Annotated in this window: 13 protein-coding genes and 1 pseudogene; 5 read left to right on the forward strand and 9 right to left on the reverse strand. The window is 65.0% G+C overall.

Annotation, left to right across the window (positions count from 1 at the left end):
- Both BMY22_RS20550 and BMY22_RS20555 read right to left on the reverse strand, forming a co-directional pair.
- The coding region (locus tag BMY22_RS20550) for a helix-turn-helix domain-containing protein (RefSeq protein ID WP_143068574.1) at positions 1 to 281 on the reverse strand (281 nt) is incomplete at its 3' end.
- A 292-nt stretch (positions 282 to 573) separates the two neighbouring features.
- Complete coding sequence (locus tag BMY22_RS20555; protein WP_279626384.1) at positions 574 to 942, reverse strand: IS5 family transposase; 369 nt, start codon at positions 940 to 942, stop codon at positions 574 to 576.
- Positions 943 to 1201: 259 nt separating this feature from the next.
- Here BMY22_RS20555 and BMY22_RS20560 point away from each other — a divergent pair, with 259 nt between their 5' ends.
- Together BMY22_RS20560 and BMY22_RS20565 are read left to right on the forward strand one after the other, a co-directional pair.
- Positions 1202 to 1741 carry a helix-turn-helix domain-containing protein gene (locus BMY22_RS20560; protein ID WP_090625089.1) on the forward strand — a complete coding sequence of 180 codons (540 nt, stop codon included), beginning with the start codon at positions 1202 to 1204 and terminating at the stop codon, positions 1739 to 1741.
- Positions 1738 to 3009: a type II toxin-antitoxin system HipA family toxin gene (locus tag BMY22_RS20565; protein WP_090625090.1), complete on the forward strand. Its 1272-nt coding sequence runs from the start codon at positions 1738 to 1740 to the stop codon at positions 3007 to 3009. Before BMY22_RS20560 ends, BMY22_RS20565 begins: the two co-directional genes overlap by 4 nt.
- A 613-nt stretch (positions 3010 to 3622) precedes the next feature.
- On the opposite strand, the pseudogene BMY22_RS20570 reads toward BMY22_RS20565, so the two are convergent.
- The 5 genes and pseudogenes from BMY22_RS20570 to BMY22_RS20590 all read right to left on the reverse strand — a co-directional run.
- Positions 3623 to 4121 (reverse strand): annotated as a pseudogene (locus BMY22_RS20570) (glycerophosphodiester phosphodiesterase family protein); the annotation flags it as partial.
- Between the two features lie 156 nt (positions 4122 to 4277).
- Positions 4278 to 6470, reverse strand: coding sequence for a catalase/peroxidase HPI (katG, locus tag BMY22_RS20575; RefSeq protein ID WP_090625092.1), 2193 nt, complete (start codon positions 6468 to 6470; stop codon positions 4278 to 4280).
- Positions 6471 to 7026: 556 nt separating this feature from the next.
- Entirely contained in the window at positions 7027 to 8868 is a 1842-nt protein-coding gene (locus BMY22_RS20580; RefSeq protein ID WP_090625093.1) for an amidohydrolase, read from the reverse strand.
- Positions 8865 to 9698, reverse strand: a complete 834-nt coding sequence (locus BMY22_RS20585; protein WP_040107309.1) for an alpha/beta fold hydrolase — start codon at positions 9696 to 9698, stop codon at positions 8865 to 8867. The genes BMY22_RS20580 and BMY22_RS20585 overlap by 4 nt, the downstream gene beginning before the upstream one ends.
- 69 nt (positions 9699 to 9767) lie before the next feature.
- The gene (locus tag BMY22_RS20590; protein WP_090625095.1) at positions 9768 to 10337 is read right to left on the reverse strand and encodes a putative antibiotic biosynthesis monooxygenase; all 570 of its coding nucleotides are present in this window, start codon (positions 10335 to 10337) and stop codon (positions 9768 to 9770) included.
- A 170-nt stretch (positions 10338 to 10507) separates the two neighbouring features.
- On the opposite strand from BMY22_RS20590, the gene BMY22_RS20595 reads away from it, so the two are divergent.
- Positions 10508 to 10870 carry a helix-turn-helix domain-containing protein gene (locus BMY22_RS20595; protein ID WP_090625096.1) on the forward strand — a complete coding sequence of 121 codons (363 nt, stop codon included), beginning with the start codon at positions 10508 to 10510 and terminating at the stop codon, positions 10868 to 10870.
- On the opposite strand, the gene BMY22_RS20600 is transcribed toward BMY22_RS20595, so the two are convergent.
- The gene (locus BMY22_RS20600; protein WP_090625098.1) at positions 10836 to 12215 is read right to left on the reverse strand and encodes an ATP-binding protein; all 1380 of its coding nucleotides are present in this window, start codon (positions 12213 to 12215) and stop codon (positions 10836 to 10838) included. The genes BMY22_RS20595 and BMY22_RS20600 overlap by 35 nt on opposite strands.
- 192 nt (positions 12216 to 12407) lie before the next feature.
- Positions 12408 to 13349, reverse strand: coding sequence for a GlxA family transcriptional regulator (locus BMY22_RS20605; protein WP_040107487.1), 942 nt, complete (start codon positions 13347 to 13349; stop codon positions 12408 to 12410).
- Positions 13350 to 13612: 263 nt separating this feature from the next.
- On the opposite strand from BMY22_RS20605, the gene BMY22_RS20610 reads away from it, so the two are divergent.
- Complete coding sequence (locus BMY22_RS20610) at positions 13613 to 14266, forward strand: hydrolase (protein ID WP_040107307.1); 654 nt, start codon at positions 13613 to 13615, stop codon at positions 14264 to 14266.
- A gap of 140 nt (positions 14267 to 14406) precedes the next feature.
- Positions 14407 to 14706, forward strand: a 300-nt coding sequence (locus BMY22_RS20615) for a helix-turn-helix domain-containing protein (RefSeq protein WP_143068493.1), incomplete at its 3' end; no start/stop codon positions are given.

Raw genomic sequence — 14706 nt, forward strand, 5'->3', positions numbered from 1 at the left:
TCGACCTGCGTGCCCGCGAGCAAGGGACGGACACGTTTGGGGCGATGCGACTTCTCGCTCAGGCAGGCCAGTCCCTCGGCGGCAAAGGCCCGCAGGGTGTTGCGTACGGTTTGCGTGGCGCAGCCGAACAGGGCGGCGATTTCCGTGGCGGTCTTGCCGTCGGCGCTGGCCAGCAGGATCTGGCAGCGCCGCAGCGTGAAGGCTTCCCGGGCACGCAGGCCAGCCTGCAGGGCCTGCCGTTCCTCGGTAGTCAAAGGGCGAACGAATAGAGGTGCTTTCATGGGGCATAGCATCGCCTGATGCCATAATTTCCACAACTACACCCATGAAACTGCACTAGCTGTATCTGGACGTTGAAACACACGCTTAGTTTGTGGACGCGGGGCGTCAGGCTTACTCGGTTTCCGCCAGACGCGAGGCCAGCGTCCAGTAAACCTTGGTTTGATGGGCGACCCAAGCGAAGGCCGCTCATTCGCAGAAAGCGTGAGCCGGCGCCGATGGAATGCAGGTCGGCGCGGATCAATGCAGGTTCATTCGCAGTTAATGCTGGTTGGCCGGTTTGGTCAGTCGCTGTTAATCCCGGTCGAAAATCGCCTTGATTGCAGGTCGGACCGTTTTCGTTTGCAGGTCGTTACAGCTACTGTGCTGATGGGCCTTCACGTAGGTGCCATCGATGAAGGCCCACTCGAGATCGGGCTCCTCGATCAGCGCCTGAAAAACCTTGAGCCACTTGCCGGCCGCCGACCACGCATTGAAGCGCTTGTAGACCGAGCTCCAACGCCCGAAGGCGCTGGGCAGGTCTCTCCAGGGACAGCCAGCGCGCATCCGGTAGAGCATCCCCTCGACCGTCATGCGCAGATCCGGCTTGTGGTAAATGGCTTGCTGAAGCAGAACGTTTTCCAGCTTCGACCAGAGTTCGTCAGTGAGCATCAATCGGGGCATTGCAAACTCGCGAGGTTATCTGGCTGGGCCCTGAATTCTGCGGGTTTGCTCTTCTTCATCAACGCCTCTGGCTCGAAACGTCAACAGCTCCTAGAAGCTACATGCTAATATTTTAGCGTTTTTTCCTCTTAGTCGCTGCAATATTGGCATACAGGAGCAACCGAGCGTCGCTTCTCCCCTCCACAGGAGGTCGAGCAACCGGTTTATGAATGCTAATATTCTGGCTAATATTGGTCAAAATCGCAGGAATATTAGTGTCATGGCGAAGAAGACTGCGCCTCTCTTACCGTACACCAACCAGCTGCTTATCGAATTCGGTGAGCGGCTGAAGCTCGCGCGCCTGCGCCGAAAGTTGACTGCCAAGCAGGTCGCGGAACGGGCGGGGATGTCGCCGATGACACTCCGCTCCCTTGAGGCCGGCGGCTCGGGAGTGACGATGGGTGCTTATCTGTCCGTTATGCAGATCCTGGGCCTCGAGAAGGATCTGGCAAAACTGGGGGCATCGGATGACCTCGGCCGTCAGTTGCAGGACTCACGCCTGGTGAAGCGAGGCACCGCCCGGCCTACCCAGCCGAGTTCAGTCGGTCAAGGCCAGCGTCTTGACGCCGCAGGCAAACAAGACTCGCCAGTGACGATAAAAAGAACCACCGCCGTGAAAGGCAGTGAGCCAAACCGGGACCGAGGCCCTATGGTCACCACAGACCAAGCATCCACTAAATCACTCGGAACGACAGCGGTGGATCTTGCTTCTCTTCTGAAGCCCGTGAAGAAAAAGCGCGGAGAGCACGACAAGCAATGACGATAATCGGCGTGTATGCAGACTGGGACGGCCTGTCGGAGCCTAAAAGACTTGGGTTCTTGCACAGTCGCAAGACCCGCGCGAGCGAGTTGTTTGAATTCCAATATGATCCTGCGGCCCTGATTGATCCTGACCTTGGCCAACTGCAATTTGATCCCGGGATCGGCCTATTTGAAGGGCCTCAGTTTCCCATCCCGCCCCAGGACAAGTTTGGCGCCTTCGCGGACTCGAGCCCAGATCGATGGGGCCGCTCGCTCATGGAGCGTCGGCTCGAGCGGGACATTCGTGCCGGCATCCAGCCCAAAGGCACACGGCTCTACGAATCGGACTACCTCTTGGGCGTACACGATCTCTACCGTGTTGGCGCCTTTCGCTACAAACTCGATGATGCGGGCGAGTTTCTTGATGACCGGATTGGTGTGGCCGCTCCTCCGTTCGCCAGAATTGATGAATTGGAGCGTGCAAGCCGAGCTCTGGAGAAAGACCCTGATAACACGGCCTTGCAGGGCCAAGACTGGCTGAGGATGCTCATTGCCCCTGGCGGCTCGCTTGGTGGTGCCAGACCCAAGGCAAGCGTCGCGGACGACAAGGGGCGCTTATACATCGCTAAGTTTCCGAGCACTCGCGACGACTACGATGTGGGTGGCTGGGAGATGGTCGTGAATGCCCTGGCCGTCGGCTGCGGCCTGAACGTGGCTGTCGCTGAAGCCCGGAAATTCGCCAGCGACTATCACTGCTTCATGGTCCGTCGGTTTGATCGTACAGAGAACGGCCGGCGCCTTCACTTTGCCTCGGCGATGACCATGACCGGACACGTTGACAGCGATGATGCCTCCACAGGTGCCAGTTACCTGGAACTGGCCGAGGTGCTCATAAAGTATGGCTCCCAGACCAACGCTGACCTGCGCGAACTATGGTCGAGGATTGTCTTCAACATTCTCGTCTCGAACACAGACGATCACTTGCGTAATCACGGATTCATCTTGGTCCCAGGCGCCGGATGGCGGCTCTCCGAAGCCTACGATATGAACCCCGTCCCTATCGCCGACGGCCTAAAGCTCAACATCACTGAAGCGGATAACGCCCTGGATCTCGACTTGGCACGCGAGGTTGCCGAGTATTTCCGACTGAGCCTGAAAGAGGCCGACGAGACCATTGAAGATTTCCAGGGCATCGTCAGCCAATGGAGAACAATTGCTAATGGTCTTAGGCTTCCTGCTCGAGAGCAGGATCGCATGGCAGAGGCTTTTCGCCTGGCGGAGGATTGAAGGGGCACGTCTCAACCCATAAGGGTTTGGCTGGTTGTTAGGGTCTGTTGACGTTTTGGCGTAGGCCGCGACGGGCCCCGTCCCTTCAGGTTGCGCGGCAAATGCCGCCATGCGGCGTTGCGGGTCTTGGCAAGGGAATGACCATTGCCGGCGCCCCGCGCCTTGCCTGGCGGCATTTGACGCGGCAACGCGGCTCACGCCAAAACGTCAACAGACCCTAATGAGCGAGTTGTATTTCGTGCCTTGTTTCCAAGGGCCACTCACCTACAGCCGAATGGGCCTCACCGCATCCCGGCAGTTCGTGCTGCCGGCCTCTCAGACGGCCATCTCGGACCCTTCCTGATTGGGGTAGAACAAGGAGTTTGGGGAGCAACGGAACCGAAACTGCATTTAAGCCCTGCGCCTACCTTGCAAACCCTTGCTGTGTCTAGGGTTTTCGGGAAAATCATCGTTTTGTCGGACTCTTACAGACCCCTTACGACAGGGCAATCAAATGAATGAAAAGAGTGCGGAAAAGCCGTTCGCCAAAACAAAGTATGGATAACTGCCCATGTTTTCGGCAGCGATGAACTCTAATTCAGCCTTACGTTGGTTTTTGGTTCCGTTGCTCCCCAACCCCCGTTTCCAGGTAGAGGCCGGGGGTTTCGCTGCCACCTTCGGCGATGTCGATCAGCTCGTCTAGGGTCAGTATCCGCACGCTGGCGAACTTCGACCGGGCGCGTTCGGGATAGGCCGCGTTGAACCAGCTGCCGGCATCCAGGCGTTTGATGCTCGACCAGGGTGAAGCGGCTCACCGGCTCCTTCTCCCGGCCGGGGAAGACCTTGGCCACGTCGGTGGTGCGCTCCAGGGTGTCGTCGTGCAGGGCGACCAGCACGCCGTCCCTGGTGCGCTGCAGGTCGGCCTCCAGGTAATCTGCTCCCAGCTCGCGGGCGGCGAGGTAGGCCGGCGCGGTCTCCTCGGGGGCATCGTGGGAGGCGCCGCGATGGGCGATCACCGCCGGCCAGGGAATGCCCGCCGCCTCGCTCAGGGCGCGACCGAGGGAATCGTCGGCGAGAGTGATCAGACAGGCCGGCGCGAGAGAGCCCAGGGCAGTGATGATGCGTCGGCGCATGTGCGAAACCCCTTCTGCATGGGTAACGGTTAAGCGGCCCAGTCTGCCGTCGGCCGATGAAGGTCTTGCGACTGCCGGCAACGTTCTCCTCGGAACAGGAACGACAAGGCCCGCGAACGATCGCTCGTTCGCGGGCCTTTGCTCTTCCCTTGCAGATCAGCGCGGCAGGTCGAAGCGATCTAGGTTCATCACCTTGGTCCAGGCCTTGACGAAGTCATGGACGAACTTGTGTTCGCCGTCCGAGCAACCATAGACCTCCAACAACGCCCGCAGCTGAGAGTTTGAACCCAGCAACAGGTCGATGCGGCTGGCGCTCCACTTCGCCTCGCCAGTCTTGCGGTCCCGGCCCTCGAACTGCTCGTTCTCCGCCGAGGTCGGCTTCCACACCGTGCCCATGTCCAGCAGGTTGACGAAGAAATCGTTGCTGAGGGTGCCGGGCCTTTCGGTGAACACGCCATTCTGCGAGCCGCCGGTGTTGGCGCCGAGCACACGCAGACCGCCGATCAGCACGGTCAGCTCCGGCGCGGTCAGGGTCAGCAGCTGGGCCTTGTCGACCAGCAGCGCCTCGGCGGGCACGGCGAACTTCGACTTGAGGAAGTTGCGGAAGGCATCGGCCACCGGCTCCAGCATGCCCACCGAGTGCACGTCGGTCTGCTCCTGGCTGGCGTCCATGCGACCCGGCGCAAAGGGCACGGTGACCTGGTGGCCGCCCTTGCGCGCAGCCTCCTCCACACCGGCACCGCCAGCCAGGACGATCAGGTCGGCCAGGGAGATCTTCTTGCCACCGGAGCTCGATGCGTTGAACTCGGCCTGGATTTCCTCCAGCACGCCGAGCACCCTGGCCAACTGTTCGGGCTGGTTCACCGGCCAGTCCTTCTGCGGCGCCAGGCGGATGCGCGCGCCATTGGCGCCGCCGCGCTTGTCGGAACCGCGGAAGATCGAGGCCGAGGCCCAGGCGGTGGAAACCAGTTCGGAAACGGAGAGCCCCGAGGCGAGGACCCTGGCCTTGAGCGCGGCGACGTCCTGCTCGTCCACCAGCGGGTGGTTCACTGCCGGGATCGGGTCCTGCCAGATCAGCTCCTCGGCCGGCACTTCCGGGCCCAGGTAGCGGGCGCGCGGCCCCATGTCGCGGTGGGTCAGCTTGAACCAGGCGCGGGCGAAGGCGTCGGCGAACTGGTCCGGGTTCTCGTAGAAGCGCCGGGAGATCTTCTCGTAGGCCGGGTCGACGCGCAGGGAGATGTCGGTGGTCAGCATCGACGGTGCGCGGCGCTTTTCTTTGTCGTGGGCATCGGGAATGCTGCCGGCGCCCGCGCCATGCTTGGGCTGCCACTGGTGGGCGCCCGCCGGGCTCCTGGTCAGTTCCCACTCGTAGCCGAACAGGTTCCAGAAGAAGTTGTTGCTCCAGCGCGTCGGGGTGGAGGTCCAGGTCACTTCCAGGCCGCTGGTGATGGCGTCGCCGCCGGCGCCGCTGCCGAACGAGCTGCCCCAGCCCAGGCCCTGGTTCTCCAGGCCGGCGGCTTCCGGGTCGGCGCCGACATGGGAGGCCGGCCCGGCGCCATGGGTCTTGCCGAAGGTGTGCCCGCCGGCAATCAGGGCGACGGTTTCCTCGTCGTCCATGGCCATGCGCGCGAAGGTCTCGCGGATGTCACGGGCCGCCGCGAGCGGGTCGGGATTGCCGTCCGGCCCTTCCGGGTTCACGTAAATCAGGCCCATCTGCACCGCGGCCAGCGGGTTCTCCAGCTCGCGGTCGCCGGAGTAGCGCTTGTCGCCGCCCAGCCAGGTGGTTTCCTTGCCCCAGTAGACGTCCAGGTCCGGTTCCCACACGTCCTCGCGGCCGCCGGCGAAGCCGAAGGTCTTGAAGCCCATGGATTCTAGGGCCACGTTGCCGGTGAGGACGATTAGGTCGGCCCAGGAAATTTTCCGCCCGTACTTCTGCTTGACCGGCCAGATCAGCCGCCGCGCCTTGTCCAGGCTGACGTTGTCCGGCCAGCTGTTGAGCGGTGCGAAGCGCTGCTGGCCGCGCCCCGCGCCGCCACGGCCGTCGCCGATGCGGTAGGTGCCGGCGGCGTGCCAGGCCATGCGGATGAACAGCGGGCCGTAGTGGCCGAAGTCGGCCGGCCACCAGTCCTGGGAGTCGGTCATCACCGCGCGCAGGTCGGCCTTCACCGCCTCCAGGTCGAGGGATTTGAATTCTTCCGCGTAGTTGAACGTCTCACCCATAGGGTCGGACTTGGAAGAGTGCTGGTGCAGCAGGTCCAGTCTCAGCTGGTTGGGCCACCAGTCACGATTCGACGTACCGCCACCGGCCGTCTGGTGGAACGGGCAGCTGGCTTTCTTTTCGTCACTCATTGCAGGCTCCTTTGTCAGCGCTCATGCACCGGCGCTCTGTCTTCGCACATCCCATCAGCGGGACGCACTGCTATTGCGGTTATTGATCGGTTCAGGGGGTAAAAGGCTATGAGCGGAAAATGGCTCAAGGTGTTGTCAAGGACGAGCCCTGGGGATCGAGGGGCTCGGGTTCTCTGGCGTTGCCCCGGCCACAAGAGCCCTCTCCCCAGCTCGCTCCCTGAAGGGAGAGGGCGCTTTCCATGCGGCCTACAGGTTTCTCTTCCACCCATAGCCGCAGCATCAAGCGAACACCCGCCGCACACCGCGCGCCGACCAGGTCCCCTCTCCCTTCAGGTTGAGGGCGCGCCCCGTGACCGCTAGCACCACGGCATCAACCGGCACGAACGATGTAGGAGATCAGGCCGTGAGGCTTAGCGTGCGATTTATCCCGTTTCGTGAGCAGACCCCTAGGAGCGAGCTGGCTCGCGAACTGTCCCAGCGCCGGAGAAGCCGGTGAATCCGTTCGCTCGCTCCTGTGAAGGGCGCCATCACGTAGCGCGGTGGCGATTCCGCCTCGTCAGAACGCGAAGCAGGAACAGCCGAATGCCCCCCAGAACCCGGCGAAGTCGCTCACCGGCACGTCCCTGGTGCGCGCCCGCTCGTGGGCGTGGCCATGCACGCCACAGGAACCGACACACTGGTGCACGGCCTTCTGCAGCGGCGCCTGCGGGCGCCAGTGGCCCGGCACCTTGGCCACCGGCGACCACTCCGGGACCACCGGGATGCTCGGCGGGGCCAGCTTGTCGAACTCGCGGTCGGCATGGACGATCTTGCCGCCCACCACGGTGAGCACCGACTCGATGGTCTTGATCGCATCTTCCTCGACGCTGAAGAAGTCCTCGGAAAGCACCGCCAAGTCGGCCAGCTGGCCGGCCTTGAGCATGCCCTTCTTGCCTTGCTCGCTGGAGAACCATGCGCTGCCGTGGGTGAACAGCTGAATCGCCACCTCGCGGGACAGGCCCTCCGGGGACAGGCTCAGGCCACCCACGGTCTTGCCGCTGACCATCCAGTACAGCGAGGTCCAGGGGTTGTAGCTGGACACACGGGTGGCGTCGGTGCCGGCGCCCACCGGCACGCCTTCGGCCAGCATGCGCTTGATCGGCGGTGTGGCTTCGGCGGCCTTGCTGCCATAGCGGTCGACGAAATACTCGCCCTGGAAGGCCATGCGGTCCTGGATGGCGATGCCACCGCCCAGGGCGCGAACACGCTCGATGTTCTTCGGCGAGATGGTCTCGGCATGGTCGAAGAACCACGGCAGGCCGTTGAACGGAATATCGCGGTCGACCTTCTCGAACACGTCAAGCATGCGCGAGATGGACTCGTCATAGGTGGCGTGCAAGCGGAACGGCCAGCGCTGTTCGACCAGGTGGCGAACCACCGGCTCCAGCTCGGCTTCCATGGTGCCGGGCAGGTCCGGGCGCGGTTCGAGGAAGTCCTCGAAGTCGGCGGCGGAGAACACTAGCATCTCGCCGGCGCCGTTGTGGCGCAGGAAATCGGTGCCCTGGCCGTAGGTCACGCTGGAGGTCCAGTTCCTGAAGTCGGTCAGCTCTTCCTTGGGCTTCTGGGTGAACAGGTTGTAGGCGATGCGCACGGTGAGCTGGTCGGCGTCGGCCAGTTGCTGGATCACTTGGTAGTCGTCCGGGTAGTTCTGGAAGCCGCCGCCGGCGTCGATCACGCTGGTCAGACCCAGGCGGTTGAGCTCGCGCATGAACTGGCGGGTGGAGTTGACCTGATACTCCAGCGGCAGCTTCGGTCCCTTGGCCAGGGTTGCGTAGAGGATCATCGCGTTGGGGCGGGCGATCAGCATGCCGGTGGGCTCACCGTTGCCGTCTCGGACGATCTCGCCGCCGGGCGGGTTCGGCGTGTCCTTGGTGTAGCCGACGACGCGCAGTGCGGCGCGGTTGAGCAGCGCGCGGTCATAGAGGTGCAGGACGAACACCGGGGTATCCGGCGCCGCCTTGTTCAATTCCTCGAGGGTCGGCATGCGGCGCTCGGCGAACTGGAATTCGTTCCAGCCGCCGACCACGCGCACCCACTGCGGCGAGGGTGTGCGCTGGGCCTGCAGGCGCAGCATCTCCAGCGCGTCGGACAGCGACGGCACGCCCTCCCAGCGCAGTTCCAGGTTGTAGTTCAGGCCGCCGCGGATGAGGTGCAGGTGCGAGTCGTTGAGGCCGGGGATGACGGTGCGGCGGTTGAGGTCCACCAGCCGGCTGGACCCGTCGCGGTAGGCCATCACTTCAGCGTCGCTGCCCACGGCGAGGAACTTGCCATCGGCGATGGCCACGGCGGTGGCCTGCGGGCGCTCGGAATCGACGGTGTGCAGCTTGCCGTTGAACAGGATCAGGTCAGCGTTGCTCATGCTCGGATTCCTCCGCGCTGCAGGAAGGCCAGCAGGTCTTCGTTGAGCTGCTGCGCGTGGGTGACGGCGAAGCCATGGGGCGCGCCGGCATACACCTTGAGCTCGGCGCCCGGGATCTGCTCGGCGGCCAGCTTGCCGGTGGTTTCGAAGGGCACGATCTGGTCATCGTCGCCGTGGATTACCAGGGTCGGCACGTCCACCTTGGCCAGGTCCGCGCGGAAGTCGGTTTCCGAGAACGCGGTGACGCAGTCTAGGGTGCCCTTGAGCGATGCCATCAGGGCGATGTTCAGAGTCTGGGTCAGCACGCCATCGGAGACGGTCTGGCCATGGTTGGTGCCGTAGAAGGGAGCGGCAAAGTTGGCGATGAACTGCGCGCGGTCCTTCAGCAGACTGGCCTTGATGCCGTCGAACACGGCGGTTTCCACGCCCTGCGGGAAGTCGGCGCTGCGACCGAAGATCGGCGTCACCGCGCCCAGCAGGACCAGCCCGGCCACGCGGGGGGTGCCATGGCGGCCGATGTAGCGGCTGACGTCGCCGCCGCCCATGGAGAAGCCGACCAGGGTCACGTCGCGCAGGTCCAGGTGCTCGATCAGGCGGGCGATGTCATCAGCGAAGGTGTCGTAGTCGTAGCCGCTCCACGGCTGGCTGGAACGGCCGAAGCCACGACGGTCGAAGGCGATGGTGCGGTAGCCACGGCTGCTCAGGTACTCCATCTGGTATTCCCACATGTCGCCATCCAGCGGCCAGCCGTGGCTGAACAGCACGGGTTTGCCGCTGCCCCAGTCCTTGTAGTAGATCTCGGTGCCATCGCGGGTTACGAAAGTGCTCATGGACAACTCCTCTGCCTGCGCTGCAGGTCGCTGTGGGAAGGGGCGCCGGCATGGCGCCGCGGAGGGAAATCAGTCGGCGCTGAGCCAGCCCGCGCACAGGCGGGTGACCCAGGGCATGATCAGGAACACCACCGGCACCACGATGCACAGGGTGACCAGCAGGTTGCTCGGCACCCCCCCGGCCAGTGCCGGGTAGCGCTCGAACACGGGCGCCCATAGGCGCGGGATGACCATGGTCAGCGGGCAGATCACCGCGTAGGTGAGCACCGCCTGCTTCCATTTCGGCGGCGGGCGAACGCCGCCACGCGCCGGGGTGAACCAGAACTCGGCGTCGTTGTGGATCAGCGGATGGTCGCCCTCCTCCAGCAACGGCGACACTTCACGGACCAGCGCCGCGCGCTCGGCGGAATCGATCCAGGCCTGCAATTGCGCGGCCTGGGCGAAGCGCACCACGGTGGTGAACATCGCGCCGCCGCTGTCCGGACGGATCACGTTGACGCCCAGGTGGCCGGGCTGCAGGCGCGCGGCCGCCACGGTGCGGCGCAGCCAGGCCTCGTAGCTGGCCAGGGCCTGGCGGCGCACCTTGTGGTGCACCACCAGGGTCACCACGCTGTTCAGATCGATGGAATCGGCGGCCATGGCGGCCTCGCGGCTGATGAGAGTCGCACCACTATGGTGGTGCGCACCGGCAGTGCATTGGACGCATGTGCTGCATCACCGCCATTAACCAGGTTTAACCCGCTTTAACTCGCCGCCTCCGGCGCCTTTGCAGATGCTGGGTCCCCCACCGTCCGCCGGAGTGCCCAGCCGTGTCCCATGCCGACCTCGCCAGACATGTCCGCCGGGGCCTCGCGTCCTGGCAGTTGGAACGCGCCCTGGCGCTGTTGCTGGAGCATCTGGACGCGGGCATCGAGGTGACCGCCCTCGCCCGGGCCTGCGCGCTCTCGCGCAGCGATTTCACCCGCAAGTTCAAGGTCAGCATCGGGGCGACGCCACAGGCCTGGTTGCGCCGCCAGCGGGTGGAGAAGGCCAAGCGGCTGCTGGCCGAGGCACGGTTGCCGCTGGCGGAGATCGGGCTGGAGTGCGGGTTCTGCGACCAGGCGCACTTCTGCCGCATCTTCACCCGCCTGGAAGGCGTCACGCCGCTGGGCTGGCAGCGTCTGGCGGGCTGACCTGCTGCATGTAGGCGCGGACGGTGTGCGGCACCCGGTAGCTCACCCCGCGCTCGTCCTGCTCGATCCACAGCAGCGACTTGTCCGCCAACTGGCGCACGGCGGCGAAGATGCATTCACGACAAAGCCGGGTGCCGTGCAGCGAGTCCACCGCCGTGTCCAGGGTGAAGGCTTCCCCCAGGGATGCCAGCAGGCGCAGGCAGCGCTGTTCGGCGGCGCTGAGCAGGCCGAAGCTCCAGTCGTAGGTCGCCCGCAGGCTTTGCTGCCGCTCCGGGGCGGTGCGCCGCCCCGGCATGAGCAATTGCAGCGGCGTCTCCAGCAGCGCTGGCAGTCCGCTGAGGCCGAGGATGCCCACCTGCCGCGCGGCCATTTCGATGGCCAGGGGAATGCCGTCCAGGCGCCGGCAGATGGCGATGATGGCTCGCACCTGGTCGGGCTTGAGGTCGAAGCGGTCGCAGACCTCCCGCGCGCGCGTCACGAACAGCTGCACCGCCGAGCTGCACATGGCCAGCGCCAGGGGCGCGTCGTCGCGCTCGGGCACCTCCAGCGGCGGCAGGCGCAGCACGTGCTCGCCTTCGGCACGCAGCGGTTCGCGGCTGGTGGCGAGGATGTTCAGCCGCGGGTGCAGGCGCAACAGGTGCTCGGCGGCCTCGGCGCAGCGCTCGGTAAGGTGCTCGCAGTTGTCCAAGAGCAGCAGGGTCGGCTCGTCCACCGGCTCGCGCAGCAGCACGGCGAGGTTCTGGCTGAGGGAGATGCCGTCCGGATCGCTCGACAGGTCGAGGAAGCGCATCCGCGGGAAGTGCGCGCCCGACTGCTCGGCGGCCTGGATTGCCAAGGAGGTCTTGCCGATGCCGCCAGGCCCGGCCAGGGTCAGCAGGCGGGTGCGCGGCAGCTGGTTCACCACGCGCTGGATCAGCACCTGGCGGCCGATCAGCCCCATCAGCAGGACCGGCAGGTTGCTGGTGCGCATCGCACAGGGGGACGCCAGGGGTTGCCGCGGCGCGACCAGGGTCTCCACCACCTCGACGAAGCCGTAGCCGCGCAAGGGCACGTTGGCGATGTAGCGCTCGCCGGTGCGCCCCTCGCCCAGGGCGCGGCGCAGGGCGGCGATGTGCACGCGCAGGTTGACTTCCTCGACCACGGTATCGCCCCAGACCTGGGCGATGATCGCGTCCTTGCCGATGATTTCCCCGGGCTGGCGGATCAGCACGTGGAGGATGTCCAGCGCCCGGCTGCCGATGCGCACCGGGCGGTCGCCCTGCAACAGCTGGCGGCGGTAGGGATGGAACTGGAAGCGGCCGAACTGCAGGATGGTCTCGGTGCCGGGTTCAGTGGTTGCGCTCATGTCCTGCTCACGTCATGGTTCAAACGGATCGCTCCACTACTGGGCCTTCAGGCGATCTGGTTCGAACCGAGGTGACGCGCCCCTGATGATGGATCGGGCTATTTTCCCGCGCCCGTGTGACAGTGCAATTCATCCGGGGGGAACGATCCGGCCAAGATGGGTGCGTCGGACGGTCAGAACCGCCCTTCGCGCTCAGGCGCAGCCGAACTGCTCGCGATACTGGCTCGGCGTCATACCGATCCGCTCGCCGAACACCGAACGCATGTGCCGAGCGCTGCCGAAGCCGCTGCGGCAGGCCACCAGCTTCAACGGCAGGTCGCTGCTCTCCAGCAGCCTGCGCGCATGGTCGATGCGTGCGCTCTGTACGTACTGCATGGGCGTCAGCCTGGTCTCGCGCTGGAAGGCGCGGGAGAAGTTGCGCGGGCTCATGGCCACCAGCTCGGCGAGGCGATTGACCGTCAGGGGCTCGTCGATGTGGTCCACCACGTAGGCCTGGGCGCGGGCAATGGCCGAGCCGTCGCGCACCACCGACGCCAGCAGCGGACCGAACGGCGCCTGCCCGCCCTGGCGCTTGAGCACCACCAGCAGCACCTTGGCGACTTCCAGGGCGATGTCCTTGCCGTGATCCTCGGCGACCACCGCCAGGGCCATGTCGATGCCGGCCGTGACGCCTCCGGAAGTGATCAGGTTGCGGTCGATGACGTAGATGCGCTCGGCCTGTACCTGGGTGTGGGGGCAGCGCTGCGCCAGTCGCTCCAGGTAGTTCCAGTGGGTGGTGCAACGGTAGCCGTCGAGCAGCCCCGCCGCCCCCAGGATGAAGGCCCCGGTGCACACCGCTCCGTAGCGTTTCGCGCTGCGCGCCGCCTGCGCCAGCCAGGCGGACAACAGCGAGGTGTCGCCGTTGTACGCGCCCGGCCCGCCGGGCACCAGCAGCAGGTCCACGCCCGCCGGCAAGTCGTCGATGTGCAGGTCCGCCTCCAGCGCCAGCCCGCTGGAGGCACGCACCCGGTCGCGCTCCGCCGCCACCGTGAGCAACCGATAGTGGTGCTCCGGCGGCAGGTAGCGGTTGGCCATGGAAAACACCTCCAGCGGCCCCGTCACATCCAGCGCCAGGACATCCTCGTAAAGCACCATGGCCACTGTCTTCTTCACTGCTGTCACCTTCACTCATCACGCCCGCGGGGCCGGTGGCAACGCGCCCCCGTTTTCTAGGGGCGCCACTGTAGCTGCGCCGCTTCGTCGCGTATCGAACATTTGCATCATTGTCTGCTCCCACTGCGAGCACACAGGTCCAATAAACAGGGAGGCGCCGGCCCCATAGTCAGCCCATATCCGCCGGCCCCGTGCCGGTGTTCCTTGCGCAACCGCTGCGCACCCCACCTCAAGGAGACACTCCCATGGCGACCGCCTCGGCCGTTCCCGGCAAGACCCTGCTCAACCCCACCGACCACACCCTGATCATGATCGACCACCAGTCGCAGATGTCCTTCGCGACCAAGTCGATCGATGCGGTGACCCTGCGCAACAACGCCGCCCTGGTGTCCAAGGCGGCAAAGGAATTCGGCGTCTCCACCATCCTCACCACCGTCGCCGAGAAGAGCTTCTCCGGCCCGATCTTCGACGAGATCAAGTCGGTCTTCCCCGAGCACAAGGTCATCGACCGCACCAGCATGAACACTTGGGAAGACCCGCGCATCGCCGTGGAAGTGAACAAGTTCGGCAAGCAGAAGATCGCCCTGGCGGGCCTGTGGACCTCCGTCTGCATCGTCGGTCCGGCGCTGTCGGCCATCGACCAGGGCTTCGAGGTCTACGTCATCGCCGACGCCTGCGGCGACGTCTCCACCGAGGCCCACGAAATGGCCCTGCAACGAATGATCCAACTCGGCGCGCGCCCGATGACCTCCCTGCAGTACCTGCTGGAACTGCAGCGCGACTGGGCCCGTGGCGAGACCTACGACCAGACCGTGAAGACCTCCATCGAGCACGGCGGCGCCTACGGCCTGGGCCTGATCTACGCCAAGACCATGTTCAACGCCAGCGAAGGCCACTGAGCCCGAGCAAGGGAGCAGCGCCGCCGCTCCCTTTTCCTTTTCCGTGGTGCATCCCATGTCTCCGATCGACCGCTCCAGCGCCTAGTGCAGTTTCATAGATGTAGTTGTTGAAAATGCGGTGTCGGGCGATGCTATGGCCCATGAAAGCACCTCTATTCGTTCGCCCTTTGACTACTGAGGAACGGCAGGCCCTGCAGGTTGGCCTGCGTGCCCGGGAAGCCTTCACGCTGCGGCGCTGCCAGATCCTGCTGGCCAGCGCCGACGGCAAGACCGCCACGGAAATTGCTGCCCTGTTCGGCTGCGCCACGCAAACCGTACGCAACACCCTGCGGGCCTTTGCCGCCGAGGGGTTGTCTTGCCTGACGGAGAAGTCGCATCGGCCCAAACGTGTCCGTCCCTTGCTTGCGGGCACGCAGGCCGAGCGCTTGCGCACTTTGCTG

Source organism: Azotobacter beijerinckii, from assembly GCF_900110885.1.
GTDB lineage: Bacteria > Pseudomonadota > Gammaproteobacteria > Pseudomonadales > Pseudomonadaceae > Azotobacter > Azotobacter beijerinckii.

What these genes read in the sequence shown, in the direction of transcription:
- BMY22_RS20610 (WP_040107307.1), top strand. Translation starts at nt 13,613, where the DNA reads ATGGCGACCGCCTCGGCCGTTCCCGGCAAGACCCTGCTCAACCCCACC.
- BMY22_RS20565 (WP_090625090.1), top strand. Translation starts at nt 1,738, where the DNA reads ATGACGATAATCGGCGTGTATGCAGACTGGGACGGCCTGTCGGAGCCT.
- BMY22_RS20560 (WP_090625089.1), top strand. Translation starts at nt 1,202, where the DNA reads ATGGCGAAGAAGACTGCGCCTCTCTTACCGTACACCAACCAGCTGCTT.
- BMY22_RS20600 (WP_090625098.1), bottom strand. Translation starts at nt 12,215, where the DNA reads ATGAGCGCAACCACTGAACCCGGCACCGAGACCATCCTGCAGTTCGGC.
- BMY22_RS20605 (WP_040107487.1), bottom strand. Translation starts at nt 13,349, where the DNA reads ATGGTGCTTTACGAGGATGTCCTGGCGCTGGATGTGACGGGGCCGCTG.
- katG (WP_090625092.1), bottom strand. Translation starts at nt 6,470, where the DNA reads ATGAGTGACGAAAAGAAAGCCAGCTGCCCGTTCCACCAGACGGCCGGT.
- BMY22_RS20585 (WP_040107309.1), bottom strand. Translation starts at nt 9,698, where the DNA reads ATGAGCACTTTCGTAACCCGCGATGGCACCGAGATCTACTACAAGGAC.
- BMY22_RS20580 (WP_090625093.1), bottom strand. Translation starts at nt 8,868, where the DNA reads ATGAGCAACGCTGACCTGATCCTGTTCAACGGCAAGCTGCACACCGTC.
- BMY22_RS20590 (WP_090625095.1), bottom strand. Translation starts at nt 10,337, where the DNA reads ATGGCCGCCGATTCCATCGATCTGAACAGCGTGGTGACCCTGGTGGTG.
- BMY22_RS20555 (WP_279626384.1), bottom strand. Translation starts at nt 942, where the DNA reads ATGCCCCGATTGATGCTCACTGACGAACTCTGGTCGAAGCTGGAAAAC.